We start from the raw sequence: 26,129 nt of genomic DNA, 5'->3' as shown, positions 1-26,129 counted from the left end.
TCGCCCTGCATGGTGCGGCCCGTTACGGCAAGATTCCATGCCGGGCTGCATGATCTAGCGGGTCGCCAATGACCCGGCTGCGTCATGCAGCGATCGAGAGCTGGTGCAGTCCACTTGGCCGATAGGCGCCGCGCTGCCCGCGAGACAGGATACTGGAGGCCCCCATGACCACAGTCGCCCGGACAGATGTCTGCGTCATCATTGCTGCAAAGAATGCCGAGGCGACCATCGCCCGTGCTGTCGCGTCGGCGCTGGCCGAACCGGAAACCGCCGAAGTGATCGTGGTCGACGACGGGTCCAACGATCGGACCGTCGCTGCAGCGCGGTCTGCCGACGACCATCGCGGTCGACTGACGATCGCACGCTTCGAAAGCAATCGCGGCCCTTCAGCGGCCCGCAACCATGCGATCGCCATCAGCCGCTCCCCGGTTCTGGCGATCCTCGACGCCGACGATTTCTTTCTGCCGGGCAGGCTCGGCCGGCTGCTCACAGAAGACCAATGGGATTTCATCGCCGACAACATCGCCTTCATGGGCGAGGCCGCAGCGACTGGTGTGGCTCCAAGGGTCGATGACTTCCCGCCACGGCCGCGCCTTCTCAGCCTCATTGATTTCGTCGAGGGCAATATCTCGCGGCCGGGCGTGAAACGCGGCGAGATCGGCTTCCTGAAGCCGCTGATGCGCCGCCGCTTCCTCGACGAGCATGGCATCCGCTATCAGGAGGCGCTTCGGCTTGGGGAGGATTACGACCTCTATCTTCGCGCGCTGGCCAAGGGCGCGCGCTACAAGGTCATTCAAAGCTGCGGCTATGCGGCGATCGTACGCGGCAATTCGCTGAGCGGCAGCCACCGGACCGAGGACCTCAAGCGCCTCTACGAGGCCGACCGCGTCGTCCTTGCCGCAAACGACCTTGACGGTGAAGCGGCGGCTGCCGTGCGACGGCACGAGCGTCACGTGCGTGGCCGCTACCAGCACCGCCACTTCCTCGACCTGAAGAACGAACGCGGCGCAATGGCCGCAATCGGCTACCTGATGCGCAGCCCAGGCGCCGCACCTGCCGTGACCGCCGGCATCTTCGCAGACAAGACGGAACGTTTCAGGCCACGCCAGGATGCGGTGCCGAGCAGCGGTGCGTCCGTGCGTTACCTTCTGCCCGTCGGCGCCGAGCACGCGGGCTAGCAGCAAGCTCTCCGCCGCCGCGCCGAACCATCGTGGGTGGAAAACGCTCCGGCATCCAATCCGGAGCGTCGTTTGCGACGTGCTAGAGGTAGGCGCGCCGCACCGCGGCCAACGCCTCCTGGAAGCGTTCCTTGCGTTCCGCAAGCCGGCTGTCGCTGCTCAATTGCGGCGCCACCCGGGTCGCCTGCCACAGTGCCAGCGTCGACGGCGCCGCGAGAACCTGCTTGGCAGCGCTGCGCAAGAACGTCTGACGCGGTTCTCTGGTCGCAACCATTACCTCGTCGTCAACGGATCGCAGGTTCGCAGCCTCCGGCACGGTCTGCGCCTCGAAGCCCATGCCCCAGAAACGCGCGCCCTTGATCATCGCTTCGGTACGGCTGGAAACCGGCACATGGCGGGGACGGTATTCGACACCGACGGTTTTTGCCCAGTCGTTCCACTTGAAGCTGTTGATGCTTTCGGATGTCGTCACCGCCACCCAGGGAACGCGGAATGCGTCGGCGAGAATCGCCCCGTGCATCGATTCGGCCACGATGAACTCCGATTGCGCGATCTCGCGGATCACGTTCTTGGCCTCTCCGCGCGGGTCGATGTAGTGCAGGCCGACGGTGCCGCAGGTGACAGGCCACATGCCGGCGATCGCACTTTCCCAATGGGGAATGAAACTGCGCTTGTACAGTTTCGGCAGGCCCTGGAATTCCGGCATGTCGGCGACCATGACCGCAGGATCGACAATGCCGCGCTCCGGCGCAAGGCCGATCTTTTCGGCCGTCAACGGCCCGCGCACGCAGCGAAGATCCCATTCGGCGGCATCGCGCATGTCCGGCAAGGTGCCGTAGCCGAAACCACTGCCGATCACGAGTTTGCGGACGCCGTCGGGCAGAAGCGCACGGTTGAGCACCGTGCCAACGCCGACGAGGAGGATGTCGTCATGGACATCGCGAAAACCCGGCAGCAGGAAATCCCAAAGCCAGAGGTTGAGGTCGTCGCCGAAATTGCCGTGCTGAGATTCCCAATAATAGGGCTTCATGGGCGGTCCCTTCTTTCAGAATGCGAGATAGGTTCGATGCCGCGCCTGGCGGCCTTGTTCTTCCTCCAAAGGAGTTTCTGTCCAGATCAGCGTGAACGGGAGAACTTGCCGACGGCAAGCTCGAATGCGCTCTGCAACAGCTTGGGATCGCGCAAGACCCAACGCGCCAGCAGCCGGAACTGCGGCGACTTGCGCCGCTTCAGACGGCGCGCCTGGCTCCAGAGCGCCTGGCGCCGGGCCGTATGCTGGTAGGACTGGATCGACGCGACGGCCGATGGCTTGCGCGAAAGCCGGTGCTCCAGCGTTTCGAGGGCAACGAAGGTGTTGAACTGCTGCTGCAGGAACTGTGGAGAATCGTTGTCGATCGAGTGGAAGATGTTGATGCCCTCCCCGCGCACGGCGCCGGCCGCATCGCAAAGCACGACACGGCTTGCCGCCAGAATGCAGTCGCAGAAGAACAGCACGTCCTCGGCCGCAAGACGCAGCTCTGCGTCAAAGCGCACCGTCTCGAAAAGCTTGCGGCCAATCACCATGCAGGAGAGGTGCAGGAAGCTCCAGTTCCGCAGCATGACATTGGAAAGATCGGGAATTTCCACGACAAGCGGGCTTTCCTGCAGGCGCACGACCGTATCGCTTGCCTCGAGATCGGCGATGCCGAAATGGTAGTAGAATGCCTCGCCGCCTGTTATTGACGCCCAGTAGCCGTCAGCGCCAAAGCGGCTCATGCTGTCGACGGCATTCTGGAGATGATCGGTGGTCCAGATGTCGTCGGAATCGAGGAACGCGGCGAACGCCGAGTCGGCCGGAACGTTGTCGAGCCCGGTGTTGCGCGCACCGCCGGGACCCTTGTTTTCCTGACGGATGACCGTCAGACGCGCCCGCTCGCTATCAGCAAGCGGGCTCAACTCCTCATCGATCGGGTAAGGAGATTGATCGTCTATCACCAGGACATGGAAGTCTTGATAGCTCTGGGCAAAGACGGACGCGAGCGCGCGCCGAAGAATACCCGGCTCCTTCTGATAGTAGGGAATAATAACAGTCAGCTTCGCCATCTTTTCGCCCCTGCGGTTTCTCTAAAAGAGTAGTGCGTGGTCTCCTCCCACCGGGTCGCGACCTCTAATCTAGCGCTTGCCCTTTGTCGGAAATCCTTCAAAGGCATCACGGGATGCTCACATGCCTTCAAACGTAAACGCCAAGTCTGTGACTCGGAACGTCGGCTGGAGCGTCCTTTCAAAGACAGGCACATTCGGGCTGAAATTTGTCACCGTGCCGATTCTGGCACGCATCCTGACGCCGGAAGAGTTCGGAACGGTCGCCGTTGCGCTCACTGTCGTGCAGTTTCTGGCGATGATCGGCGGGGCCGGTCTTGCCTCCGCTCTGGTCATCCAGCGCGACGAGGACGTGGAACTCATCCACTCCGCATTCTGGGCCAATCTGGCGGTCTCGCTGTTGATGGCGCTTGGACTTTTCGTCTTCGCCGGACCGCTTGCGAGCCTGCTCGGCGCGCCGGAGGCAAGCCATCTGCTGCGGATCATGAGCCTGCTCATCCCGCTGCAGCTTGCGGGCGATGTTGCCTATGCACTGCTTGCCCGCCGGATGAATTTCAGCAAGGACGCAGTCTGGACGATGCTCTCGGAAATCCTCGGCGCCCTCGTCGCGGTCGGGGCAGCACTTCTCGGATTCGGGGTGTGGTCGCTGCTTGCGCAGCTTTTCGTTTCGGCGTTCATCCGGCTTGCCGGTCTCTATGCCGTCTCCGGCTACGTCCCGCGTTTCGTGTTTTCGGCGCGACGTGTTCTTTCGCTCTGCCGCTTCAGCTTCGGCATGATGGGCTCCGAGATCGCCAACTTCATCACATTCCAATCGCCGATGGTCGTCATCAGCCGTTATCTCGGTCTATCGGATGCCGGCGCCTACTCGGCGGCGAACCGCTTTTCGAGCATTCCCAACCAGATCGTCCTTTCGGCAGTCATGGGCGTTCTCTTTCCCGCCTTCAGCCATATGGGCGAGGATCGCCAGCGGCGCTCGCAAGCGCTGATGCTCAGCACGCAGGTCACCACCGTGCTGCTCGCGCCGATGATGTTCGGCCTCTGGGCGCTTGCCGAGCCGGCGATGCTCGTGCTCTTCGGCCAGCAATGGGCCTCAGCCTGGCCGGTGCTCGGCCTGCTCGCCCTGTCGAAGGGCCTGCTGACACCCTGCAGCACCTACATTCCCTATCTCAAGGGTATCGGCCAGGGCACGACCCTCTTCTGGTGGGCGGTGGTCCGGGCAATCGCCACCACTGCCGCCGTCGCCTATGGCGCGATCGGGGGATCGCTGGTCGAAGCGATGATCGCGCTCTGCCTCGTGAACCTCGCGACGCTCGTCGGCTATTCCTGGGTGGTCTTTCGCGCTGACCAACTGCCCTTCCTGCGCGGCTTCCTGATTTCGGTAAGGCCGCTGGTCTCGGCTTTCATTATGGCTGTCATCGTCCGGCTGCTGCTGGACCACTACGGCGCGCTGCTTCCAAGCGCGGTGCTCCAGGTTCTCGCCGGCGCGGCGATCGGAGGCCTGATCTATCTGGTGTTGGTGCTCGCCACCGAACGGCCGCTGTTGGCGAAGCTCAACGATATGGTTCGTTCCCGGGGTGCTTCCACCTCGGTGCCGGCCGCTGCCGAGTAGCGGCTGGAAGAGTGCCAAAACCTGCCCCACCCTTGCCGTATTTCGGCAAGAAATAACGCTTGCGTGATCGTTTCTACTGAAAAGTTGAAGAAAAAACGCACAACTTTTAAGCGTTACGCATGCACTTCAACAAGCATAAACATCAGAAAATCAGTCGTTGGTAATATTCCCCAACTGACGCCCAGGTCGTGGTTTTTTCCAACTCCGCGCGAGTCTATAGGCCTATTTTCCTACCATCATCGCATTTCCTAATGTTGCGCCGCAGCAGGCCAAGGGCGATTCGTTTGTTGCGACGCCATATTTTGATCCGCGCCCGAGCCTAATCTTCTGGGTGCGGGCTCTGGTCTGCTCTGTTGAAACGGCCGCTTCAAAACGCGCTGCCAGATGGGGGTGACGGACATCGTTGATGTGAACGCGAATATCTCCTCGCGGATCAATCTGATGCGCATCGTGCTGATCTCGGGCATTGTCTTCGTGCATGTGCCCTATGATCCGGCGACCAGTCCGTATATCGGCACCTATGGCGGCATCGACTGGTTGCGCATTTTCCTGGGCGACAGCCTCTTCCGTGTCGGTGTCCCGTGTCTCAGCGCGATTTCCGGTTATCTCCTGTTCCGCCGCGGCCTCGACAATTTCGACTATGGCCGGACGCTGAAGGCCAAGGCACGGACCGTTCTGTTGCCATTTCTGTTGTGGAACCTGGCATCTCTCGCTTTGGTTTTCGTTGCGCAGACCAAGGACATCAGTTCGGGCTACCTGCCCGAGGTCGTCGGAGCCAGCCCCAGGGAATGGCTGAGCCTGGCCTTCGCGCTTGAGGATCTGCCGATCAATCTGCCGCTCTATTTCCTGCGCGACCTCCTGCTTTGTATCGTTCTTTCGCCGGTGCTCGCCTGGCTGATCAAGCGCTATCCGGCACAGACGCTCGCCGTCCTCTTCGCCTATGCGGTTTTGCCCGTTCCGAACGGCATCTTCCTAAAGAAGTCGATCCTCTTCGGGTTTAGCGCCGGCATCTACATGAGCCTGCATCGCATCGACGTCCGCAGCTTCGATCGCTTTTCCTGGCCGATTACCATCGCGTTCCTAAGCGCAGCTGTGCTCTTGTCCGTCCTGCTCTTTCAGTTTGGGCCGAACTTTCCCGTGTGGCTCGAAATGCTGCGCAGCCTGATTGCGATTTCCGGCATCGTCGGTTCCTGGGCCGTTTCCGCACTGCTCGTGCGCACGAACATCGGCGCGGCGCTCTCACGCGGCAGTGGCCTCAGCTTCTGGATCTTCTGCACGCATTTTCCGCTGCTCGTGCTTCTCTGGATGATCTGGAACCGATCGGACATCGGCTACTATCCGGCGTTCTACTGCGCGGTTCCGCTCATCACGATCGCCCTCCTCGCCGGCGCCTACGCCCTTTCCGAGCGCTGGCTGCCCGCCCTCACCGCCCTTCTCACCGGCAGCCGAACCGGCCCCGCTCGCGACATGCGTGCGCGGACAGGGGCTGTTCGCGCCGGTCCCTCCCCCCAGCAAAGGACCTGACCATGAGATCGAAACGACCTCACCGCCTCGCCCTGCTCACCCTCCTCGCCGCCGGCCTTGCCGGCCCGGCTCTGGCCGAAGGAACCGCTACGGGTACCTCTTTCATCGACAATTTCGATACGCTCGACACCGCCGTCTGGTACGTCTCGGACGGCTGGAACAATGGCGCGCATCAGAACTGCACCTGGTCGAAGAAGCATGCGAAGGTCGTCAACGGCATCGCCGAGCTGACATTTACCGAAGGAAAACTCGGCGAGCGCAATTACGCCTGCGGCGAAATCCAGACCCGCAAGCGCTTCAGCTACGGCACTTACGAGGCGCGGATCAAGACGGCCGACGGCTCGGGGCTCAACTCCGCGTTCTTCACCTATATCGGGCCGGCCGACAAGAAGCCGCATGACGAGATCGATTTCGAAGTGCTCGGCAAGAACCCGGCAAAGGTTCAGATCAATCAATACGTCTCGGCCAAGGGCGGCAACGAGAAGCTGGTCGATGTGCCGGGAGGCGCCAACCAGGGCTTCAACGACTACGCTTTCGTCTGGGAGAAGGAGCGCATTCGCTATTACGTGAATGGCGAACTGGTCCACGAGGTCACCGATCCCGCGAAGATCCCGGCCAATCCGCAGAAGATTTTCTTCAGCCTTTGGGGAACGGACACCCTGACGGATTGGATGGGCGCCTTTGCCTACAAAGGCCCCTCGATGATGCAGGTCGACCGGGTGGCTTTCACCGCACCGGGGGACGACTGCCAGTTCCCTGAGTCGATTGCCTGCAAGACGAACTAGCCGACGAGCGGGAGCACGGTCGGCAGCCTGGCTCCCGCCGCTGCACGGCGCGAAATTTGAACCATGCCCGGCGCGGCCGGACAGAAAACTGGATGTTCATGCTGAAGATACTCTACTTCGCACAGGATCTTGCCGACCCCGCCGTTCGCCGGCGGGTGCTGATGTTGCTTGCCGGCGGAGCAAAGGTGACGCTTGCAGGCTTCAGGCGCGACGCAAACCCGCTGGCGACGATTGAGGGCATCGTACCGGTCGAGCTCGGCACCACGCACGACGGCCGGTTCGTCCAGCGTGTCGGTGCGATCGCGAAGAGCTGTCTCTCGCTGAAGCCGGCGCTGCGTGGTGTCGAACGTCCAGACCTGATCATTGCCCGCAACCTCGACATGCTGGCGATCGCCAGAAAGGCCGTCAGCCTCTTCGGCGGTGACGTGCCGATCGTCTACGAATGCCTCGACATTCACCGCCTGCTCCTGTCCCCCGGCATCGCTGGCAAGACGTTGCGGGCAAGCGAGCGCCTGCTTGGGCGCGACGCGCGCCTGTTGATCACCAGTTCTCCCGCTTTCGTCGAGAACTATTTCCGCCCGCTATCGGGTATTTCGGCACCGACCATGATGCTTGAGAACAAGGTGCTCGAGCTCGACGAAACCAATGCGCGGCCATTGGTGACCGCTGCCGCCGCACCGATCGGTGGCCCGTGGCGGATCGGCTGGTTCGGTGCTCTGCGCTGCCGCAAATCGCTGGCGCTGCTGGCGTCCTTCTCGCGCCACATGGAGGGCCGCGTCGAAATCGTGCTTCGCGGCCGGCCGGCCCATCGCGAGTTCGACGACTTCGATGGCTTCATCCGCAACGAGCCTTTTATGACGTTCCACGGTCCGTATCGCAGCCCGGAAGAGCTTGGCGCGATCTATTCCGGCGTGCACTTCACCTGGGCAATCGACTTCTTCGAGGAAGGCCAGAACTCCAAATGGCTGCTGCCGAACCGGCTTTATGAAGGCTGCCGCTTTGGTCGGGTGCCTATCGCGCTACGCGGCACCGAGACCGCGCGGTTCCTGGCCATACGCGGCCTTGGGGTGCTGCTCGACGAAGCTGATCCCGCCGCACTTGCCGCGCTCATCGGATCGATGACCTCAGAGATTTACGACGCCACCTCCCGGCGGATCGCCGCCTGCGCGCCGGAAACCTGGATCTTCAATCGCAGCGATTGCCAGGGCCTCGTGCGCCGCCTGTCGGCTGTTACGTCCGCCGCCCCGCCGCGCGTCGCGCTCGATTTCCCGCAAGCACATCAAAATACCCCAACGCCCCAAAACGAAGGTGGATTGTCATGAGCATGCGTGTCCTCATCGTCATTCCCTGCCTCAACGAGGCGGAACATCTGCAAGGCCTCGTCGAAGCCTTGCTGCCCGCGGCAAGGCGCCTCAACGGCGCGATCCTGATCGCTGACGGCGGCAGCACCGACGGCACCCGCGAGATCGCCGCGCGTCTCGCCGAGAAAGATCCGGCCGTGCTGGTGATCGACAATCCGAAACGCATCCAGAGTGCGGCGATCAATCTCGCCGTCGCACGCCATGGCGCCGACTTCGACTACATGATCCGCATCGATGCGCACGGCACCTATCCGGACGATTACTGCGAGCATCTCGTCGAAGAGGCGCTTCAGACAGGCGCGGACTCGGTCGTCGTCGCGATGCAGACGGTTGGCTTCACGCCCTTCCAGAAGGCCACGGCCTACGCCCAGAATTCCAAGCTCGGCAATGGCGGAGCCAAGCACCGGTTGGGCGCGACGAGCCACTGGGCCGATCACGGCCACCATGCGCTGATGCGCATTTCCGCCTTCCAGGCGATCGGCGGCTATGACGAGATCTTCAGCCACAACGAAGATGCGGAGTTCGACTATCGCTTCCGCCAAGCGGGCTACCGCATCTGGATGACCGACCGGACCAGCATGGTCTACTACCCCCGCGCCAAGGTCGGGCCCCTCTTCCGCCAGTATTTCGCCTATGGCCGCGGACGCGCGCGCAATGTGTTGAAGCACCGCGCCTGGCCGAATCTCAGGCAGCTGCTGCCGCTGGCCGTCGCCCCTGTCGCCGTCGGCGCGCTGCTCGCGGTCGTCAGCTGGCTTGCAGTCGTTCCGGTCGTGCTCTGGGCTGCGGCCTGCATCGGCTACGGCATGTGGATGGCGCTCGGCCAGAAGAACCCTTACGGCCCGCTCGCCACCGTTTCGGCAATGGTCATGCATTTTGCCTGGTCGGCCGGCTTCTGGCGGGAATTGCTCACCACGCGTAACCGGAGGGTGGCGCCATGACCAACACCGTCGCGCAGACGCAGATCGACATAGCGGTATGCACGTTTCGCCGGCCGGAGCTCGCAGAAACGCTGCATTCCCTCGCGCTCATCACCGTGCCTGCCGATGTGGCGATCCGCATTATCGTCGCTGACAACGACGTGACGCCGAGTGCAGAGGCACTCGTCAACCAGATGCGCCCGACCATGCCCTGCGAGATCCTCTACGTGCATTGCCCGGCGTCGAACATTTCGATCGCTCGCAATGCCTGTCTCGACAACAGCACCGGGCACTATCTCGCCTTCGTCGACGATGACGAGACGGTGTCGAGGACCTGGCTCGTGCAATTGCTTGATACCGCGCAGACGACCGGCGCCGATGTCGTGCTCGGCCCGGTTCGCGCCGAATACACGCTGTCTGCCCCGAATTGGATGCGCCGCGGCGATTTTCATTCGACCCGGCCTGTCTGGGTCGATGGCGAGATCCGCACGGGCTACACCTGCAATGTTCTCATCGATCTCACCCGTCCGGTCGTTCTCAACAGGCGGTTCAATTTGGCGCTCGGGCAGACAGGCGGCGAGGATACGGAGTTCTTCCGCCACATGCATGCGGATGGCGGGCGTCTGGCCTATGCGCCCGATGCGCTGGTCTTCGAACCGGTGCCGGAGAAACGCGCGCGGCTAGCCTGGCTGGCGAAACGCCGATTCCGTTCCGGCCAGACTCATGGCCGGCTCTTGAGCGAACCGGGCCAAGCCGGCAGCCGAGTTGCCGAAATCGTCCGCGCAACGGCGAAATCAGGCTACTGCGCCGTCGCCAGTCTGCTGCTGCTCGGATCGCCGGTCGCCCGCTCGCGCTACGCGCTGCGCGCAATCATGCATGCGGGCGTCGTCAGCGGCCTCATCGGCGTGCGCGAGCTGCAGCAATACGGAGCGGCGACCGCCTGATGACGCAACGCGCCCCCGACGTCAGCTTCGTCATCGCGGCCTATAACGCTGCCGAAACGGTCCGACACGCCATCGACAGTGCGCTTGCGCAGAAAGGCGTCGATGTCGAAGTGATCGTCGTCGACGATTGCTCGAAGGACGAGACCTGTACGGTCGTCGAAGAACTTGCTGATCCGCGCGTGCGGCTGCTGCAACTTGCCGAAAACCGCGGGCCCGGAGGCGCGCGCAATGCCGGCCTCGAAGCTGCACGCGGCGACTGGCTCGCCATTCTCGACGCGGACGATACGGTCAGCCCGGAGCGGCTGTCGCGCATGATCGGTCTCGCCTCCGCAACCGAGGCCTCGATCGCGGTGGACAATATCGACGTCCTCAATCTCGATGGGCGGCTGGAGCGCATGTTTCCCGAAGCTGAGCTTGAGCGCCGACGGACGTTGACGCTTGCGGCCTTCATCGGTTCGAACGTGCTTTTCCGCTCGACCTTCAATTTCGGCTACATGAAGCCGATCTTCGAGCGTCGGTTCCTCAACGACCATCGCTTGCGCTTCGAGGAAACGATCCGGATCGGCGAGGATTACATCCTGCTCGCCTCGGCGCTTGCCCATGGCGGCCGATGCGTCATCGATCCCTCCGCCGGCTATTGCTATCACATCCGCGAAGGCTCGATTTCGCGCGTGCTCGAACTGCGCCACATCGACGCGATGATGACGGCCGACCAGGAATTCCTTGCCAGGCACACGCTCGATGCCGACGCGCTGGCGATGCAGCGCCGGCGCGAGAAAAGCCTCGTCGAGGCGCACGCCTTCCTTCGCCTTGTCGAACACCTGAAATCCAGATCGTTGGCAGGAGCCATCCGAGTGGCTTTGACCAACCCCAGAGCGCTTCGGCACCTCAGAATGCCGATCGCCGTGCGATTGCGCCGGCTGCTCGCGCCAATCGCACGCATGAAGCCTGCCACCTCGACGGTGGCGGCCGAACGACCCACCTCGGGCGAAAGCCCACACGTAAGTAAAGGATAAGACCATGGACCGTATCAGGACCGTCAGGAAAGCTGTGATCCCGGTCGCCGGCAATGGAACGCGGTTTCTTCCCGCGACGAAGGCGATACCGAAGGAGATGTTGACGATCGTTGATCGTCCGGTCGTGCAATATGCGGTCGATGAAGCCCGTGAAGCGGGCATCGAGCACATCGTCTTTGTGACCAGCCGCAACAAGCAGGCGATCGAAGACCACTTCGACGACACGCCTGAACTCATCTCGTCGCTTTCCCGCTCCGGTAAGAACGCCCAGATTTCTGAACTGGAGGAGATGCTGCCGCGCGCCGGTTCCGTCAGCTTTACCCGGCAGCAGGCGCCGCTCGGCCTCGGCCATGCCGTCTGGTGCGCCCGCGATCTCATCGGCGACGAGCCCTTTGCGCTGCTCCTGCCGGACATGCTCTGCCATGGCGGACGCGGCTGCATGGCCGGTCTTGTCGACCTTTATCGCCAGACGGGCGGCAACGTTCTCGGCGTCGAGCAGTGCGCACCGGAAGACGCCTCGAAATATGGCATCGTCGGCAAGGGCGCGGCCGTCCCCTACGGCTTCGAAGTCACCCAAATGGTGGAAAAGCCGAGCATGGGTGGGGCCCCGTCCAATTTTTATCTGAATGGTCGCTACATCCTGCAGCCGCAGATCTTTGACATCCTCGCCCACCAGCCGCGCGGCGCCGGAAACGAGATCCAGTTGACCGACGGCATGCTGAAACTGTCGCAAAATCAAGCGTTTCACGCCCATCCCTATGATGGGCGCACGTTCGACTGCGGCTCCAAGGAAGGCTTCATCGCCGCCAATGTCGCCTTCGCGCTGGCGCGTTCCGATCTCGGCGACGCGGTCTATGCCTCGGTCAAGGACATGGTCCTGTCTCACGAAGGCCGCATCCGCGCCGCATAACTGGCTTCGGCGCCTCTTTTGAAAGAAGAGGTGCCAGCCTTCGGACCAAAGGGAAACGGACAGAGCGACCCAATGAACCAAAGAAGTCTCCCCTTCAACAGTGTCGTACCGCGCAACGTGGAGGAGCCCGACGGCTTCATCGACCTCGATCGTCTGTTCTCGGTCGTCTTGCGTCGCGCCAGAATGGTCGGCCTGTTCGTGGCGCTCTTCATCGCGCTCGGTGTCGCCTACCTGGTCTTCGCAACACCGCTCTACACATCGGCAACGCAGGTCCTTCTCGACGAGAACCTGTCGAAATTTGCCGAAGAACAGGCGCCGCCGCAAAACAGCGCCCTGCTCGACACCCAGATTGCGAGCGCCGTGGAAATCCTGAAATCCGGCGAACTCGCCCTGCGTGTCGTCGACAAGATGAACCTTGCCGACAACGACACCGTCCTCAATCCGCCGCGCTCGCCGTTCGACGTCGTCAAGGACGGGTTGAAGTCCGTTACGGGCATCTTCTCGAGCGGACCGGAAATTTCCGAGGATATGGCCCGCAACGGCCGGAGGCAAAAGGCGGCGGCACTGCTCCAGCAGGGACTGGCCGTCGAACGCGTGACGCGAAGCTCCGTCGTCTCGCTTGCCTATCGTTCCAGCGATCCGCAGCTTGCCGCCGGCATCGTTCGCACCTATGCCGACGCCTATCTCAACGACCAGCTCAACGCCAATTTCGAGGCGACCGAACGGGCCTCGGTTTGGCTGCAGGAACGTCTTGCAGACCTTCGACAGCGCACGCAGACCGCATCGCTCGAGGTCGAAAAATACCGCAGCGAAAACGGCCTGACGCTTGCGCGCGGCGAACTCATGTCGGAACAGCAGCTGGCCGATCTCAACAGCCAGCTCATCATTGCCCAGGCCGATAGCGCAAGCGCTTCGGCGCGCTACAAGCAATTCCAGGCGATCGTCGACCAAGGACCGGAGACGGCCGTCAAGAACGCCACGATTTCCGCCAAGGAAGGCGACAACTCGGTCATCCGCGATCTACGCACGCGCTACCTTGCGGTCAGCAAGCGCGAACAGGACGTGAGCCAGAGCTTCGGCGCCGACCATCCGCAGGCTGTGTCGCTGCGCAAGGAGAAAACCGATGTCGGCCGCCAGATCTTCCAGGAACTGCAGCAGCTGACGGCAAGCTACCGCAACGAATACGAGGTGGCGCGCTCACGCGAAGCGTCGCTGCGAGAAAACATAGAAGGCACCACCGGCCGCAACGCAAATGCAAATGTCTCGCTCGTGCACCTGCGCGAACTGGAGCAGCGGGCAGCCGCGCTAAAGACGCTCTATGAGACCTATCTGAACCGCTACGAGCAGGCCTCGCAGCAGCGCTCCTTCCCGATCGCCAAGGCGCGGGTGATTTCGAGCGCCGGCGTCCCGACATCGCCGTCGAGCCCGAAGAAGACGATGGTGCTGGCGCTTTCGGCGGTGCTCGGCCTGATGGCGGGCGGCGCGTTTGCGGCCTTCCAGGAGTTTCGCGAGCGGACATTCCGGCTCGAAGGCGACGTGCGCGCGATCCTCGGTCATCGGTCGTTCGGCTACATTCCGTTGGTCGGCCCGCGTCACCCTGGAACGACGGATCTCGTTCGCGCCAAGCTGATGAAGAACAAGATGCCGCCACCGGTCACGCAAGGGGCTCCGTCTTTCGAACGGCTCAGCCGCATCGTGCTCGACGCCCCCCGGTCGTCCTTCACCGAGACCTTCCGCAATGCCAAGCTCGCCTGCGACCGGATGCTGACTGGCAACGGCTCGCGCGTCATCGGCATCGCCTCGGCGGTGCCTGATGAAGGCAAGTCGATCATCGCCGCGAATTTTGCGGCGCTTCTCGCTGCAAGCGGCAAGAAGACCCTTCTGATCGATGCCGACATCCGCAAGCCGGGTTTGAGCAAGATGATCAATCCGCCGCCGAAGGCGGGTCTGGTGGAAGCGTTGACCGGGCAGGCATCCTGGCCGGCGGGCATCAAGATCGACCAGCAGACGAAGCTTGCGATCCTGCCGGTCGGCGGTGAAGCAGTGGACGGCAACGGCCCGTATGACAGCCATGAGCTGCTCGCCTCGCCGGCCATGGCCGAGCTCATCGACAATGCACGCAAGTCCTTCGACTATGTCGTCGTCGATCTTGCGGCCCTCGCCCCGGTCGTCGATGCCAAGGCCTTCTCGCCGCTTGCGGACGGTTTCCTCTTCGTCGCCGAATGGGGACGCACGCCGTCGCGCCTGGTGCGCGACCTCTTGCATTCGGAGCCGCAGATCAATGCCAAGATCCTCGGCGTGATCCTCAACAAGACCGACATGCAGGAACTGGCCAAGTACAGCGACTTTGGCGGTGCCGAGCATTATCGCCACCGCTATGAGAAGTACTACATCGAAAGCGCAGGCACGCGCCGCAAGACCGAGGCCGCCTGACAGGGCGCGCTTCGTTCGACCTGTCGCTCAGTCCTTCCAGAAGAGCGGCGTCAGGATGACCAAGACCGTCAGGATTTCCAGACGGCCAAGCAGCATCATGAGCGACAGGAGATAGAGCGCCGGGTCGGTCAGCGTCGAGAAGTTGCCGGCCGGCCCGATGATCGGGCCGAGCCCGGCGCCAACGTTGGAAAGCGCCGTTGCGACCGCCGACACCGCCGTAACAAGATCGTAACCCATTGCGCCCATCGCCAGGCTGCCGAAGGCCCAGATGAACATGTAGGCCGTGAAAAACATGAACACAGTGCGCTGCACGTCGATATCGACCAAGGTTTTTCCGTAGCGCACGGTGTGGATCGCGTTCGGGTAGATCAGCTTGAAAAGGCCGGCGCGGATCGAATTGAAGATGATGATGAAGCGGTAGGCCTTCATGCCGCCGGCCGTCGAGCCGGAGCAGCCGCCCATGAAGGTGGCGGCAAAGGCAAGCGCGACAATGAACTCACCCCAGAGCATGTAATCGTCGCTGGCAAAACCGGTGGTCGACAGGATGGAGGAGACGGTGAAGAAGCCGTGCGCCAACGCCTCGTGCGCCGACACCCCGTTGACGATCCGCTGGTAAAGGCTTGCGGCGAGCGCGAGGGCCGTCAGATAGGACAGAAAGACGATGATCTGCGGATCCTTCAGCGTGTCGAGCCGGCCGCGAACGATGAAGAGGATGAGCACGGAAAACGGCAGGCTGCTCAGCGCCATGAAGAAGGTTGCGACCCAGAGGATCGGCAGGCTTTTGAAATAGCCGAGCGAGGCATCGTGGGTGGAGAAGCCACCGGTCGCGACCGTCGACATCGCGTGGTTGATCGCGTCGAAGCGGCTCATGCCCAGATAGGAAAAGATGATCGTGCACGTCACCGTCATCACGACATAGATCAGGATAAAGGCGCGCGTGAAGGTGGAGATACGGGCGAATGGCTTTTCGGTGGTGTCTGAGGACTCCATCTTGAAGAAGGACATGCCGCCGACCCTGAGATAGGGCATGACGAAGAGCCCGAGCGCCACGATCCCGATACCGCCGAGCCAGTGCAGGATAGAGCGCCAGAGAAGAATGCCCGGAGGCGCATGGTCGAGACCGCTGATGACGGTCGAACCCGTCGTCGTGATGCCGGAAACCGCTTCGAAGAAGGCCTTTGCGAAATCGAGCTTCAGCGACGATAGCCAAAAAGGCACCGCGCCGACGAGAGACACGACGATCCAGAGAAGATTGACGACGAGAAAGCCCATCTTGCGGCTGAACAGCGGCGAGCCGCCCTGGGTGGCGGTGATCGCTAGAAGCGACAGAGCGCCGGTCGCAAAGGCCGAACCGGCAAAGACCCTCCAGTTGGGATGGCCATAGAACAGATCGACGGCGGCCGGCAGCAACATCGCGAGCGACAGATAGAACGCGGCCTTCGCGGCGATGTTGATCGCGGTCTGGTAGAGGGGTGCATGCAACGGTTGATCGCCTCAGCGCTTTGTCCAGGACCGAATCGGTCCTCGGAGCTTGCGGCCATTCAACCTCAAAGGCGCGCGATTCGCACCGGTTCGGGGCAGAGAACCCCCTGCTGAGCGACAGTCAGTGCCGTATTTTCGCCGATTCGGCTCCTTGGGCGCGGCAATCGGTTCCAGGCGTTCCCGGCAAATGCCGTGTGAAAGGCGCCAAACGCATGCTGCGCTGCGGCATTTTGCCCAATCAATTCTAACTCACGAAAAGATCACGGCTTTTGGCCGCGGCAAGTCATCACCTTGACTTATTTCGACGTGTAAAGCCTGCTTCATCCATTCCACATGCAACCTTGAGCACGACCGATGACACCCGCCCGTTTCACCCAATGCCTTCTCGTTCTTCGTTGGACGCCGATCAATCTGGCAAGCGCCCTCCACTGCAACCTGGCATGGATCGAGGCGATGGAGACCGGAGACGAAAAGGTGCCGGAGGAACTGGCGACGTGGCTGGAAACGCTGGCTAAGACCCACGAGGAACTCGGCATTCCCGTCACCTACCGCGGCAAGGGGCTTGAGCCGGCGACGAGCCGCGCAACGCGGCGCTGATCCGAGAAGGAACGCTTCGGCCCGCGCGACCTATGCGGTTGTCAATCGTCCTTGGCCGGTTCGATCGCGAGTACGCCGGCCGGGCTTAGCGCACCGCAGCGCCATAACCGGTAATTCTGCTGGGTGTCCCAATCATAGTAGTAGGCGGCATCCAGGCGTTTTTCCGCGGCAAACCGCTCGAAGACCGTCCGCATGGCCGACATCGCCCCTTCGCGTTCACGATCGTCGAGGGGGCAACTGCGCGCCGTGTTTGCAATCCCCCATTCCGTCACCCAGCACGGCCGTCCCCGGTCGGCGGGCGCGCAGAAATCGAGGAGTCTGGTGACGATCGACGTGATCGCCGCCTTATCCTTGCGCGCCGGATAGATGTGAATGCCATATGCATCGACGAGTTTATCCATGCCCCGAGCCTTCAAAAGGGCAATCACCTCGCCCGGGTCCAGCCGCTCCATTCCTTGCCGGTCCGCTTCCTTGGCCCCCATGTCGGAAAGCCCGGCGGAGACGATGATCGCCTTGCTGTTGGCGCTCGCCTGAACGGCGTCGCGGGTGACCTTCAGCGCCGCGACGTAGTTGTCGAGACCCTTCTCGAACGCCTGGGGATCCTTGAGTTCGCCGAGATGTCGCGGCGTCGCTTGGCCCGGCTTCTCGTAGACGGCGAGGTCGCCGTTATAGCCGGCGAGGTTGATCTCGTTTCCGGGTTCTACCGCTTCCAGACGGATGCCAAGGGCATCGATGCGTTTAAGTGCTGACGCCAGGCCGGCGCGGTAACCATCAAGGTCCAAATCGGACAACCGGTTGATATCCCAGATGCGCCCGAAGCCGGTGCGCGGGCGAACGCTGTCCGGATAATAGCTTTTGTTCGACAGCTGGATTTCGAGCAGGATCCGCAGACCCAGCCGGTTGGCAATCTCCAGCGCGTCGATGCTTTTGTCGACGGGGCGCGACAACGATAGCCGCACATGCGTCGCGCCGCTGTCGGCAATTTCGCGAAGGATGCGTTCCTGATCCGCGCGCTCCAGCCAGGCGAGATTGAGTCGGTTGACGCCGTAGCGTGCAGCTGCAGCCTCGCCCGCCCACGTCGGAGCTCCATGCGAAAGCGCCGCCCAGGAGACCAGGGCGGCAAGGAGCAGCGCCAAGGGCGCCGCCCGTGTCAGGGGCAGATTAAATGCCAACCTGTTTAAGCGCACTTTGGAAGTTCGCCTCGCATGCCGAATAGCGCTCGGTAACCGCCTGCGCGTCGATCTTCGACAGGAAGCTGGCGAGATGCGCCTTCTTGTCCACCTCACGATTCCAGACGCCCGCCTCGATATAGGGAAAGCCGATGAATTCGAGCATCTCGCGCATGCGGTCGTCGACGGCGATCATCAGCGAGGGCGTGCCCGCCTGCATGCCGATGACGCAGCCATGAAAACGCCGGCCTATGCAGAGATCCCGGGTGGAAGACCAGGCGCGCCACTGGTTGGTGTCGAAGAACACCATCAGTTCGTTCTGCCGCTGCCACTTCTCCTGATGCTTGTATTCGGTCTTGCCGGTGATGCGGCCGCTGGAGCGGTCATAAACCGGCGCGTTGTCATCGACTGGAAGCGTCAGGTTATAGGCAACGATCTCGTCCTGGATGACGTAGCTTGCCACGCTCTCGGGCTTCAGGAGCGCGTGGGCATCGACGATGGTGTCGGCAACGCTGCCGAGATAGCCGCCGAGCGCGAGCTTCTGTGCCGAGGCAAGGTCGGCGTTCGCAAGCGACGTCAAGGAGTGGCGCATCTCGTTGGGAGCGAAGAAGAGCGACGGGCAGCCGGTCGGCTTGACGAACTTCATGCCCTCCGCCCTCAGGAACTCGGCGGTGAAATAGCCGCGGGTCAGGAAGAAGCTTTCCTTCTGCTTCAACACCTCGAGGAACCGCAACGTGCCGGCCGGCAGATTTTCTTTCAGACCTTCGCGCTTCTGGATACCAATACCCATCACCAGCACCGGCATCTTCAGCTTCTCGAACACATCCGCTTCAAGATCGGCCGAGTATCCCGGACGCAGCAGGTTCGCCGAAGCGAACACGCACATATCGAATTCCTTGTTCAGGGCATCGTAGACATCGTTGGCGCCGCGGCTGTTGACCAGATGCCAGAACGGCACATAGGTCACGTCATGACCGCGCAAGGCGTAAGCTGCGCCCTCACCGATCAGGTAGTTGCCCGTGTTGGCGATCTTCTTGACCTGGTCGACCAGATCCTTCTTGCTTCGGATATCGTCGAAGTAGGGTTTGTGATGCACCGTCGCACCGGAAACGCGCGCCACGGTACGCTGGAGGTAGGAAGGGATTCCGGTGAGCAGGATACGCATCGATACACCTGGTTTGTGGACTGGCCCACAGAGTTGAGGAAGAGGGAGGGCGACATGAAGAAGCGGATCTGCAAACCTCACCGTGCCGCCCGAACATCATGAATTGAGCGCCTCGGATCGAACGCGTCCGAGGCATCACGGTTTAGAGGCCGATGCCGATCTCGCGCAGCACCGTACGGAAATTGCGTTCGCGATCGGAGTAGCGATCGACGAGTTCCGATGCGTTCAGCCCGGCCAGATGGCTGGCAACGAACTCCGCCCGGTCTTCCGCCTTTTCGAGCTCCTGGACGTCGACCGACGGCAGGCCGGTAAAGCCCAGCATTTCGCGCATGCGATCGTCGACGGCCACCATCAGGCTCGGCACGCCTGCCTGCATGGCAATGATCGAGCCATGGAAGCGACGGCCGAAATTGAAGTCCATGTGCGAGGCCCAGGCGCGCCACATGTTGGTATCGAAGAAGGTGCGCACATCGAAGGGGACCTTCTGGCGCTCAGCGCCCGGGAAAGCGAGCTCGCCGAGCATCTTGCCCGAGCAGGAATCGAAGACCCTGCCATCGGCATCCGGCTCGACCTTCATGTCGAAGTGCAGGAATTCGTCCTGGATGATGTATTGGGGCTTGGCGCCTTCCGGGTTGAGCGCGATCGCATCGACGATGCAATCGTGATTGGCGCCGAGATAGCCCGAGAAGATGGTCTTTGCCTGACCGATCTTGACGTCGGGCAGCTTCTTCATCGAGGCACGCATGTTGCTCGGCGCGAAATAGACCGAGGGGCAGCCGGTTGGCCGGACGTATTTGAATCCCTGGTCCTTCAGGTAGCCGGCGGTTTCGTAGCCGCGGGTGAGGAAATAGTGCTCGCGGTCCTTGAGAACATTGAGCAGGCGCTTCGTCCCCTCCGGCAGGCCTGTTTCCAGGTCCTTGCGGTTCTGGTGGCCGATACCGAGCATGACGATCGGCATCTTGAGCTTGCTCAAGACATCAGCCTCGGCATCCGCAGAAAGCCCCTTGCGCAACAGATTGGCGCAGGTGAACACGCAGATGTCGAAGTTGTTGTTGAATTCATCGAAACCGGTGCCGTTCTTGTGGGCGTTGTAGAGATGCCAGAACGGAATCTGCTTGGCGTGCGGCGCGATGGCGCGCAGAGCCCCCTCACCGATCAAGTAGTTGCCGGTGTTGCTGATGTTGCGAAGCTCCTGAAGAAACTCGTCCTTGGATTCGGGCTGTTTTTGCCGTTCCGAATAGGAAACCGACAGGCCATTCGCGCCGTTTGCGAGGCGCGTGTAATGACCAGGAATACCCGTCAGGAGGATTCTTGGACGCATGCGTAAGTCCCTTCTCTTTGAAAAGTCGTACGGGTCGATCAGCCTGCAGCTGCGACGCCGGTATTGGATGTCTCACGCGCCCGGATGACCTTGGCGCGCGAAAGCGAGGAATTGTTCACGGCGCCGTCGCACCAGCCGAGGAACTCCGAAAAGGAGTTCGCCCAGCCGCGGCGCGCCGCTGTTCTCAGGCAACCTTCCATGATCGGAGCCAGCAGGTTGCGATCGCGGGAAACCTCGGCGATCGCCTTGACCATGTCGCGCACCACCTGGGGATCGGAGGAGGCATCGATCAGGATGCCGTCCTCGCGATCGACGATCAGTTCGTCGACGGCGCCAACCGCGGTTGCGATCGGCACGCAGCCGAGCTGTTGGGCTTCGGCGATCATCAGCGGGGCACCTTCCCAGCGTGAAGGCATGATCAGAACATCGGCCCATCCGAGCGCCTTGATCAAGTCGCGGCTGGCAAAGACCGGTGGACGCACATCGACGCCGAGTTCCTTGAGCCGGTCCGTCCAGGAGAAAGAGGCATCCGCCAGGATCTCGCCACCGATCGCGCGCGCGTCGAACGACACGTGTGCCGCGCGCAATTCGGAGATCGTCGCAGCCAGCCGATCGATGCCTTTCTGCTGGTCGAGACGGCCCATGTAGAGCAGGCGCAACCGGTCGTCCTTGCGCTCGATCCGCCGCACCTGCAGCACATCTGCAAGCACCTTGGGCGGCACGGAGAAACTTGCGCCGTTCGGAACGGCGAAGATCTTTTCGAGCGGCACGCCGAAGCTGTGCAGGTAGAACTTCAGTTGTTCCGAGCAGGTGAGGAAGGCGTCGTAGCAATGCTCGTGGGCGATGGCCGCAAAGGGCTGGCCGGCGGGGCGCTTGAACGGCGTGTTGTCGACGACGTGCAGATAGCAGGCCGTGCGTGTGCCTTCCGAGCGCAGCCGCGCGATCAGCGGATGCATTGCCATCACGTGGTTGTTGATGACGAGATCGAAGCCCGAGAGCTGCCCCTTCAGTGCACCCCAATCGACTTCATGATGTTCAGCGATGAAATCCTGACCGAGGAACGAGCCGGAGCCGCCCCATGTAGGTATACCCTGATCCCAGAAATGAACATAGTCGAAGCTCGAATCGAACTCGTCGATCACGTCCATGCGGCTGGTGCCGAGCACGAACAGATGCGTCTCGTAGCCTGCGGCCTTGAGTTCGCGCGAGGCGGCGTAGATCACCTTCTCGGCACCACCGAAGGAGGCATTCGGCACCAGAAGCGCTGCGGTCTTCTTGCCCGCATCGCTATGACCGAGCGGAAGCACCGGCCCGCCACCGATTTCGGCGCGCAACGCCTTGTGCAGGTCGGAATATGGCATGAGCCGCGGCGGGCGCCAGGTCCAGCGCCGGCCGGCCGTGCGGCGAAGCGGACTGGTGGCGACCGCGTTGACGCAGTTGATCATCACCTGTTGCGGCGTGATCAGCGTGCGGCGCGGCAGGGCGCGCGGGAACGGGAAGCGCACATTGAGAACCGCTGACGTGGGCCAGACCTGCTGGCTGCCGATCGAGGCAAACCAGTCGAGCGCGTTGTTTGCAATCACGTCCCGCAGGAGCGTCGTGGAAATAAACATGAGATCCGGCTGGCCGATGTGCTCCGATCCGGCATCGAGCAAGGTCGGTTCGATCTTGCGCTGCGCTGCGTCGTTGCCCAGGTGCACGAAAACCACATTTACTTTCTCGCTGAGGCGCTCCAGATGGCCCAACACGTTGGGCAGCATACGCGATCGCAAAAGCAGATCGATGGTCGCGCCGCTGCCGGCCATGACGAAGGGCGGGAAGTGCACGTTGTCCGGCTCGCCGGTACTTGCCCAGAAGGCCGGGATGATGTCGTCGAGACGCAGCCGCTTCGGTTGCTTCGTCGGATCGGTGAAGAAGGAGATCGCTGCGTCCTCGGTCCTTGCGAACAGATAGCGCGGGCAATCCTCATGTTCGAAGTCGACGAGCATCGGCCGCTGGAACAGCGCCCTGTGCCGCTTTCTGAGGAAGCCGACAGATGTGGCCCGATCGCGGTTCGCCTCCTTGAAGCGGCTTTCGGCGCGCAGGCGATATTCGAAGGTCGTGTCATGGCAGGGCGTTCCGACAAAGCCATGCTCGACGCAGGAAAGCCAGAATTCCCAATCCTCAAAACCGTTCTGCCGGTCGTCGTTGAAGCGAACGCCTTCTCGGAAAACATCGATGGAGATCATCGAACCGGTGTCGCAGATGTTGTCCGTGATGCAGTGGACCAGCCGCGAATAGTGATTGCCGTAATGCGCCCGCCAACTCACCGAGAAGGTGTCTATGTCCGTATAGACCCATCCGACGCCGCTCTTGCGCAACGCCTGATAAAGTGTCTCGATCGTGCCCGGTAGAACGCGGTTGTCGGCATCGAGAAAATAAACGGCCTTCGCCTCGGGCAGATTTTCGAGCACGTAGTTGATGGCGCGGTTGCGCGCGCCGCCGGGGCCGGCGTTACGCCCGAAGACCACATGGATATCAGGGTGGGCCGCGGTATAGAGCAACAGCTGATCGAAGGTCTCCTGCCGCGGGTCGCCGTCGACCGAAACGACGATGGCAATACGGCAGCCCTCAAGATCCGAGGCGAGCCCGGATTCGAGCGCTTCGAGCGCCAGCGCCGCGTGGCCATAGAGCGGCATAGCGATCGCAACGAGGTCCCTTGGATCGCTATTGCTGTGCATGAGACGCACCACCCGACTGCTTGACCATCCGGAAACCCGACACCTTGAGCCAGGAGAAATCGACCGAGTCGGTTACGGCGCGGCTGAGGATCATCAGATCCATGGGATGGCGCACCGGCTCGTCGAGCTGGAAGTTGATGTTGATCGGCTGCTCATTGGTGACCTCGCGCCAGCCGCTGAAGAAGGCGGACGGCTTGACCACCCCCTTGCGAGCCAGTTCCGCCACTTCGGAGCGCGCGTTCGAGCCCGCTGGAGCGAGCAGGAAGCTGACGGCCGCCGGGGCGCCCTTGGGATGATCGACCACTGCGCTTGCGGAGAAGGATATGGTGCCGGGCTCGACAGCGCGACCGACGGCGCCGGCCGATACGCCATTTGCAAGCGGATGGCAGACGACGGCGTGTTCGTGTTCGAGAAAGCGTACCGTCTGGAATTCCGGGACGACCGGCGTCACCGATACGTCGACGATCTGGCTGAGCAGATCGACCGACAGACGATAGTCCTCGATGAAGCGGCCGTCGAGCAGCGCGGTCGGCGCGATCATGTTCGGCATACGCGTCGGCTTGACGCCGGGCAGGCCAGTATAGACGCGGAACGCTAGAGGGCGCAGATCAAGGTCGGCGTGGCGGGTCTCGGACCGAGCCGTGTAGTGTTCACTGGCGATGGGATAGCCGAGCGAAAGCCCGATCGTTTCACTACCGGTCGTCGAAACGCGCAGCCGCAGGGTCTTCGCACCACCCCCGCAGGTGCGTGGCAGGGCAAAGAAGTTCCAGCCTGGAACGAGCTGCGAGAATGGCACGGCCCACTCGGCAACCCCCTCGCCGCTCTCGACATAACTCAAGACAACGACCAGCTCGCCGCCATCCCGCGGGACCGAGTTGAAGTGTAGGGCGATGCCGGCAACGCCATGACTGGAGACCGGCAGGAGCTGCTCGACAAAGGCATTGGCAATCAGATGGCCGATGCCCTCATCCTTGGGATCGACATAGGGGTCGTGCGCAAAGACTTCTGCGACCGGCTCCCAGTTGCGGGCCTGGAACGCATCTTCGAGCGCACGGTAGTTTTCGAGCAGCGTTTCACGCTCGCGGCGAAGCAGCGCAAGCTCGGATGTGATTGCCGACGAAAACCGGGCAAGCCGCCCGACACCGCCGTCGACCAATGCCTGAATGAGCCCGGCGCTTTCGCTGACGGCCTCGGCGCTCAAGCGCTTGATCGGGATCTCCGGGACGGTGCCAAGCGCCCGCAACGAGACGATGCCGTCGGCCAGATCCGCCTCGCCCTCCCTTGAAAAGGCAACCCCGATCAACGGAAATACGTTTTCGAGGGTCGAATCAGGCCTGTCGCCTGCCGGAAGAAAATGAACCAGGTGCTCGATACCACTGCCCTGGACACTCGCCCTATCGTGATCCGAGGCCAACACCAGCTTTCTCTTCGCCTGCGAATACCTCACGCCAGAAGAAACCAACCCTTGCACGCGCCACCCTCAATACAACCGAATTCTCTCTGTAGTTGAATCCGCCGATTCGAAATAAACCGGCGAATTCAACGACCTAGAGAAAGCATATCAAGGATATTTGCACTGCACAATAAGTTATATTTGCGTTTTTCGTGAAATAATACTTCAGGTTTTGAAGTATTATGCAGATGAGACCCGTAATATTTGAGTGGATCCAGGATTCCCCATTGCCTTGTCCAGCAATGTCATCTGTCGTGCAATGCAATCACCCAGGCGGAACCTTTGCTCGACGGTTCGGCGGGCGGCTGCACGCAACTCGGAATACTTCTCGGGTTGCTGCAAGGCCCCCGAGATCGCCTCGGCGAGCGCATCTGTATCGAAGAAGGGCACGAGCAGGCCGTTGCGGCCAGAGCTCAACACCTCCTGCATCGGCGCGGTGTCCGATCCGATGACGAGCGCGCCGCAGGCCATGGCCTCCAGGACCGACCAGGAAAGCACGAAAGGATAGGTCAGATAGATATGGGCGGCCGAAATCTGAAACAGCTGCTTCAGGACGCCATGCGGCACCACGCCTGGAAACAGGAACCGGTCGGCCGGGATATCCAGGGACTGAAGCAGATAGTCCTTCCAGGAGCCGCCACCGGGCGGAGGGGCGCCGTAACTGACGCCGTCGCCGCCGACGAAAACGAAAAGCGCATCGGGATGGCGCTTCGCGACCTTTGCGGCCGCCTCCAACGCCTGCGGGAAGCCGCGATAGGGCTCGAGATCGCGGGCGACGAAAGTAACGATCGGCGGATCACCCGCCTTTAGCACCCGTCCGTCCGGAAGCTTCAACGATGCCGACGGGTCGGGACGGAAGACGCGGGTGTCGACGCCCTCGTGGCAGACGCCGATGCGGGCGCGGTGCTCTGCCGGATAAAGGCTCCTTTGCCATTGGGTCGGGCTGAAGCCGCCATCGATCGCATCAAGCGTCAGCAGTTGCGCCATGTTGCGCAGCCGCAGCCGCTTGCGCGTATCCTGGTCGGGCTCGTCGTCGGGGGCAAAGCCGATATCGGCCCCTTCGGCGCGGTAGAAAAACTCGCAATAGCCGAGTGCCGGGACATTCGGCAGCACATCCTTGACGAAGGTCATGCCGCCCCAGCCGATGTGCCCGACGATAACGTCGGGCACCTGCCCCTGACGGGCCATGGCATCGAAGGTTTCGGCGACCCGGTGACCGATCCGGACATGATGGTCAGGCACACCGAGGTGCCTTGCCATCTGCGAATTGGCCTGCGGGCCGGGTTCTGCTCTGTGGCGAATGACGCGCGTTGCCGGAATCCGCTGATCCACGGTTTCCGTCACGAGTGTCACTTCATTTCCCGTCTGCGCCAAATGAGACGCCAGAGCGGCGAACTGGCAGAAGCCGCGCCGGTGTACAAATGCTACGTGCATATTCCCTGCCTATAGCCGTTGAAAGGACAGCC

At 62.1% G+C, this 26,129-nt stretch carries 20 protein-coding genes; 11 read left to right on the top strand and 9 right to left on the bottom strand.

The window, feature by feature from the left end:
• Positions 1 to 164 precede the first annotated feature (164 nt).
• The gene (locus JVX98_RS07900; protein WP_205236418.1) at positions 165 to 1,178 is read left to right on the top strand and encodes a glycosyltransferase family 2 protein; all 1,014 of its coding nucleotides are present in this window, start codon (positions 165 to 167) and stop codon (positions 1,176 to 1,178) included.
• A gap of 82 nt (positions 1,179 to 1,260) precedes the next feature.
• On the opposite strand, the gene JVX98_RS07895 is transcribed toward JVX98_RS07900, so the two are convergent.
• Entirely contained in the window at positions 1,261 to 2,208 is a 948-nt protein-coding gene (locus JVX98_RS07895; protein ID WP_192449964.1) for a polysaccharide pyruvyl transferase family protein, read from the bottom strand.
• Between the two features lie 86 nt (positions 2,209 to 2,294).
• Positions 2,295 to 3,260 (bottom strand): glycosyltransferase family 2 protein, encoded by a 966-nt coding sequence (locus JVX98_RS07890; RefSeq protein WP_205236417.1) that lies wholly within the window; start codon positions 3,258 to 3,260, stop codon positions 2,295 to 2,297.
• A gap of 121 nt (positions 3,261 to 3,381) precedes the next feature.
• Between JVX98_RS07890 and JVX98_RS07885 the strand changes: the two genes are divergently transcribed.
• The 9 genes from JVX98_RS07885 (at position 3,382) to JVX98_RS07845 (ending at position 14,756) form a co-directional block, all read left to right on the top strand.
• A complete protein-coding gene (locus JVX98_RS07885; RefSeq protein WP_205236416.1) occupies positions 3,382 to 4,866 on the top strand; it encodes a lipopolysaccharide biosynthesis protein in 1,485 nt (494 codons plus the stop codon).
• 408 nt (positions 4,867 to 5,274) lie between these two features.
• Positions 5,275 to 6,390, top strand: coding sequence for an acyltransferase (locus tag JVX98_RS07880; RefSeq protein WP_205236415.1), 1,116 nt, complete (start codon positions 5,275 to 5,277; stop codon positions 6,388 to 6,390).
• Between the two features lie 2 nt (positions 6,391 to 6,392).
• A complete protein-coding gene (locus tag JVX98_RS07875) occupies positions 6,393 to 7,175 on the top strand; it encodes a glycoside hydrolase family 16 protein (RefSeq protein ID WP_371826501.1) in 783 nt (260 codons plus the stop codon).
• A 98-nt stretch (positions 7,176 to 7,273) separates the two neighbouring features.
• Positions 7,274 to 8,497: a glycosyl transferase family 1 gene (locus tag JVX98_RS07870; protein WP_205236414.1), complete on the top strand. Its 1,224-nt coding sequence runs from the start codon at positions 7,274 to 7,276 to the stop codon at positions 8,495 to 8,497.
• 2 nt (positions 8,498 to 8,499) lie between these two features.
• Positions 8,500 to 9,474, top strand: a complete 975-nt coding sequence (locus JVX98_RS07865) for a glycosyltransferase family 2 protein (RefSeq protein WP_205237027.1) — start codon at positions 8,500 to 8,502, stop codon at positions 9,472 to 9,474.
• On the top strand, positions 9,471 to 10,397 hold the full coding sequence (locus tag JVX98_RS07860) for a glycosyltransferase family 2 protein (protein ID WP_205236413.1): 927 nt from the start codon (positions 9,471 to 9,473) through the stop codon (positions 10,395 to 10,397). Before JVX98_RS07865 ends, JVX98_RS07860 begins: the two co-directional genes overlap by 4 nt.
• Positions 10,397 to 11,413 carry a glycosyltransferase family 2 protein gene (locus JVX98_RS07855; RefSeq protein WP_205236412.1) on the top strand — a complete coding sequence of 339 codons (1,017 nt, stop codon included), beginning with the start codon at positions 10,397 to 10,399 and terminating at the stop codon, positions 11,411 to 11,413. Before JVX98_RS07860 ends, JVX98_RS07855 begins: the two co-directional genes overlap by 1 nt.
• Before the next feature lie 4 nt (positions 11,414 to 11,417).
• On the top strand, positions 11,418 to 12,323 hold the full coding sequence (locus JVX98_RS07850; protein WP_205236411.1) for a UTP--glucose-1-phosphate uridylyltransferase: 906 nt from the start codon (positions 11,418 to 11,420) through the stop codon (positions 12,321 to 12,323).
• Positions 12,324 to 12,395: 72 nt separating this feature from the next.
• A complete protein-coding gene (locus JVX98_RS07845) occupies positions 12,396 to 14,756 on the top strand; it encodes a polysaccharide biosynthesis tyrosine autokinase (protein ID WP_192449972.1) in 2,361 nt (786 codons plus the stop codon).
• Between the two features lie 27 nt (positions 14,757 to 14,783).
• Here JVX98_RS07845 and JVX98_RS07840 read toward each other — a convergent pair whose 3' ends face one another.
• On the bottom strand, positions 14,784 to 16,238 hold the full coding sequence (locus JVX98_RS07840; RefSeq protein ID WP_205236410.1) for a TrkH family potassium uptake protein: 1,455 nt from the start codon (positions 16,236 to 16,238) through the stop codon (positions 14,784 to 14,786).
• A 354-nt stretch (positions 16,239 to 16,592) separates the two neighbouring features.
• Here JVX98_RS07840 and JVX98_RS07835 point away from each other — a divergent pair, with 354 nt between their 5' ends.
• Positions 16,593 to 16,835: a hypothetical protein gene (locus tag JVX98_RS07835; protein WP_205236409.1), complete on the top strand. Its 243-nt coding sequence runs from the start codon at positions 16,593 to 16,595 to the stop codon at positions 16,833 to 16,835.
• Between the two features lie 41 nt (positions 16,836 to 16,876).
• Here JVX98_RS07835 and JVX98_RS07830 read toward each other — a convergent pair whose 3' ends face one another.
• The 6 genes from JVX98_RS07830 to JVX98_RS07805 form a co-directional block, all read right to left on the bottom strand.
• Entirely contained in the window at positions 16,877 to 17,950 is a 1,074-nt protein-coding gene (locus JVX98_RS07830) for a glycoside hydrolase (RefSeq protein WP_371826514.1), read from the bottom strand.
• 46 nt (positions 17,951 to 17,996) lie between these two features.
• Entirely contained in the window at positions 17,997 to 19,169 is a 1,173-nt protein-coding gene (locus JVX98_RS07825; RefSeq protein ID WP_192449975.1) for a polysaccharide pyruvyl transferase family protein, read from the bottom strand.
• 142 nt (positions 19,170 to 19,311) lie between these two features.
• Positions 19,312 to 20,490, bottom strand: a complete 1,179-nt coding sequence (locus JVX98_RS07820; protein WP_205236407.1) for a polysaccharide pyruvyl transferase family protein — start codon at positions 20,488 to 20,490, stop codon at positions 19,312 to 19,314.
• A 38-nt stretch (positions 20,491 to 20,528) separates the two neighbouring features.
• Positions 20,529 to 23,210, bottom strand: coding sequence for a glycosyltransferase (locus JVX98_RS07815; protein ID WP_205236406.1), 2,682 nt, complete (start codon positions 23,208 to 23,210; stop codon positions 20,529 to 20,531).
• Entirely contained in the window at positions 23,197 to 24,681 is a 1,485-nt protein-coding gene (locus JVX98_RS07810) for a DUF6212 domain-containing protein (RefSeq protein ID WP_205236405.1), read from the bottom strand. The genes JVX98_RS07815 and JVX98_RS07810 overlap by 14 nt, the downstream gene beginning before the upstream one ends.
• Positions 24,682 to 24,843: 162 nt before the next feature.
• Positions 24,844 to 26,097 carry a glycosyltransferase family 4 protein gene (locus JVX98_RS07805; RefSeq protein ID WP_205236404.1) on the bottom strand — a complete coding sequence of 418 codons (1,254 nt, stop codon included), beginning with the start codon at positions 26,095 to 26,097 and terminating at the stop codon, positions 24,844 to 24,846.
• Positions 26,098 to 26,129 lie beyond the last annotated feature (32 nt).

Source organism: Ensifer sp. PDNC004, assembly GCF_016919405.1.
In the GTDB taxonomy this organism is placed as follows: Bacteria; Pseudomonadota; Alphaproteobacteria; order Rhizobiales; family Rhizobiaceae; genus Ensifer.
The sequence above is the reverse complement of the archived record's forward strand: the minus strand, read 5'-3'. Positions and strand labels throughout refer to the sequence as shown.

Excerpts from the sequence above, each read along its gene's own strand:
- JVX98_RS07875 (WP_371826501.1), top strand. The coding sequence starts at position 6,393 with ATGAGATCGAAACGACCTCACCGCCTCGCCCTGCTCACCCTCCTCGCC.
- JVX98_RS07865 (WP_205237027.1), top strand. The coding sequence starts at position 8,500 with ATGCGTGTCCTCATCGTCATTCCCTGCCTCAACGAGGCGGAACATCTG.
- JVX98_RS07895 (WP_192449964.1), bottom strand. The coding sequence starts at position 2,208 with ATGAAGCCCTATTATTGGGAATCTCAGCACGGCAATTTCGGCGACGAC.
- JVX98_RS07820 (WP_205236407.1), bottom strand. The coding sequence starts at position 20,490 with ATGCGTCCAAGAATCCTCCTGACGGGTATTCCTGGTCATTACACGCGC.
- JVX98_RS07805 (WP_205236404.1), bottom strand. The coding sequence starts at position 26,097 with ATGCACGTAGCATTTGTACACCGGCGCGGCTTCTGCCAGTTCGCCGCT.
- JVX98_RS07860 (WP_205236413.1), top strand. The coding sequence starts at position 9,471 with ATGACCAACACCGTCGCGCAGACGCAGATCGACATAGCGGTATGCACG.
- JVX98_RS07870 (WP_205236414.1), top strand. The coding sequence starts at position 7,274 with ATGCTGAAGATACTCTACTTCGCACAGGATCTTGCCGACCCCGCCGTT.
- JVX98_RS07815 (WP_205236406.1), bottom strand. The coding sequence starts at position 23,210 with ATGCACAGCAATAGCGATCCAAGGGACCTCGTTGCGATCGCTATGCCG.
- JVX98_RS07885 (WP_205236416.1), top strand. The coding sequence starts at position 3,382 with ATGCCTTCAAACGTAAACGCCAAGTCTGTGACTCGGAACGTCGGCTGG.
- JVX98_RS07855 (WP_205236412.1), top strand. The coding sequence starts at position 10,397 with ATGACGCAACGCGCCCCCGACGTCAGCTTCGTCATCGCGGCCTATAAC.
- JVX98_RS07900 (WP_205236418.1), top strand. The coding sequence starts at position 165 with ATGACCACAGTCGCCCGGACAGATGTCTGCGTCATCATTGCTGCAAAG.
- JVX98_RS07835 (WP_205236409.1), top strand. The coding sequence starts at position 16,593 with ATGACACCCGCCCGTTTCACCCAATGCCTTCTCGTTCTTCGTTGGACG.
- JVX98_RS07850 (WP_205236411.1), top strand. The coding sequence starts at position 11,418 with ATGGACCGTATCAGGACCGTCAGGAAAGCTGTGATCCCGGTCGCCGGC.
- JVX98_RS07825 (WP_192449975.1), bottom strand. The coding sequence starts at position 19,169 with ATGCGTATCCTGCTCACCGGAATCCCTTCCTACCTCCAGCGTACCGTG.
- JVX98_RS07890 (WP_205236417.1), bottom strand. The coding sequence starts at position 3,260 with ATGGCGAAGCTGACTGTTATTATTCCCTACTATCAGAAGGAGCCGGGT.
- JVX98_RS07845 (WP_192449972.1), top strand. The coding sequence starts at position 12,396 with ATGAACCAAAGAAGTCTCCCCTTCAACAGTGTCGTACCGCGCAACGTG.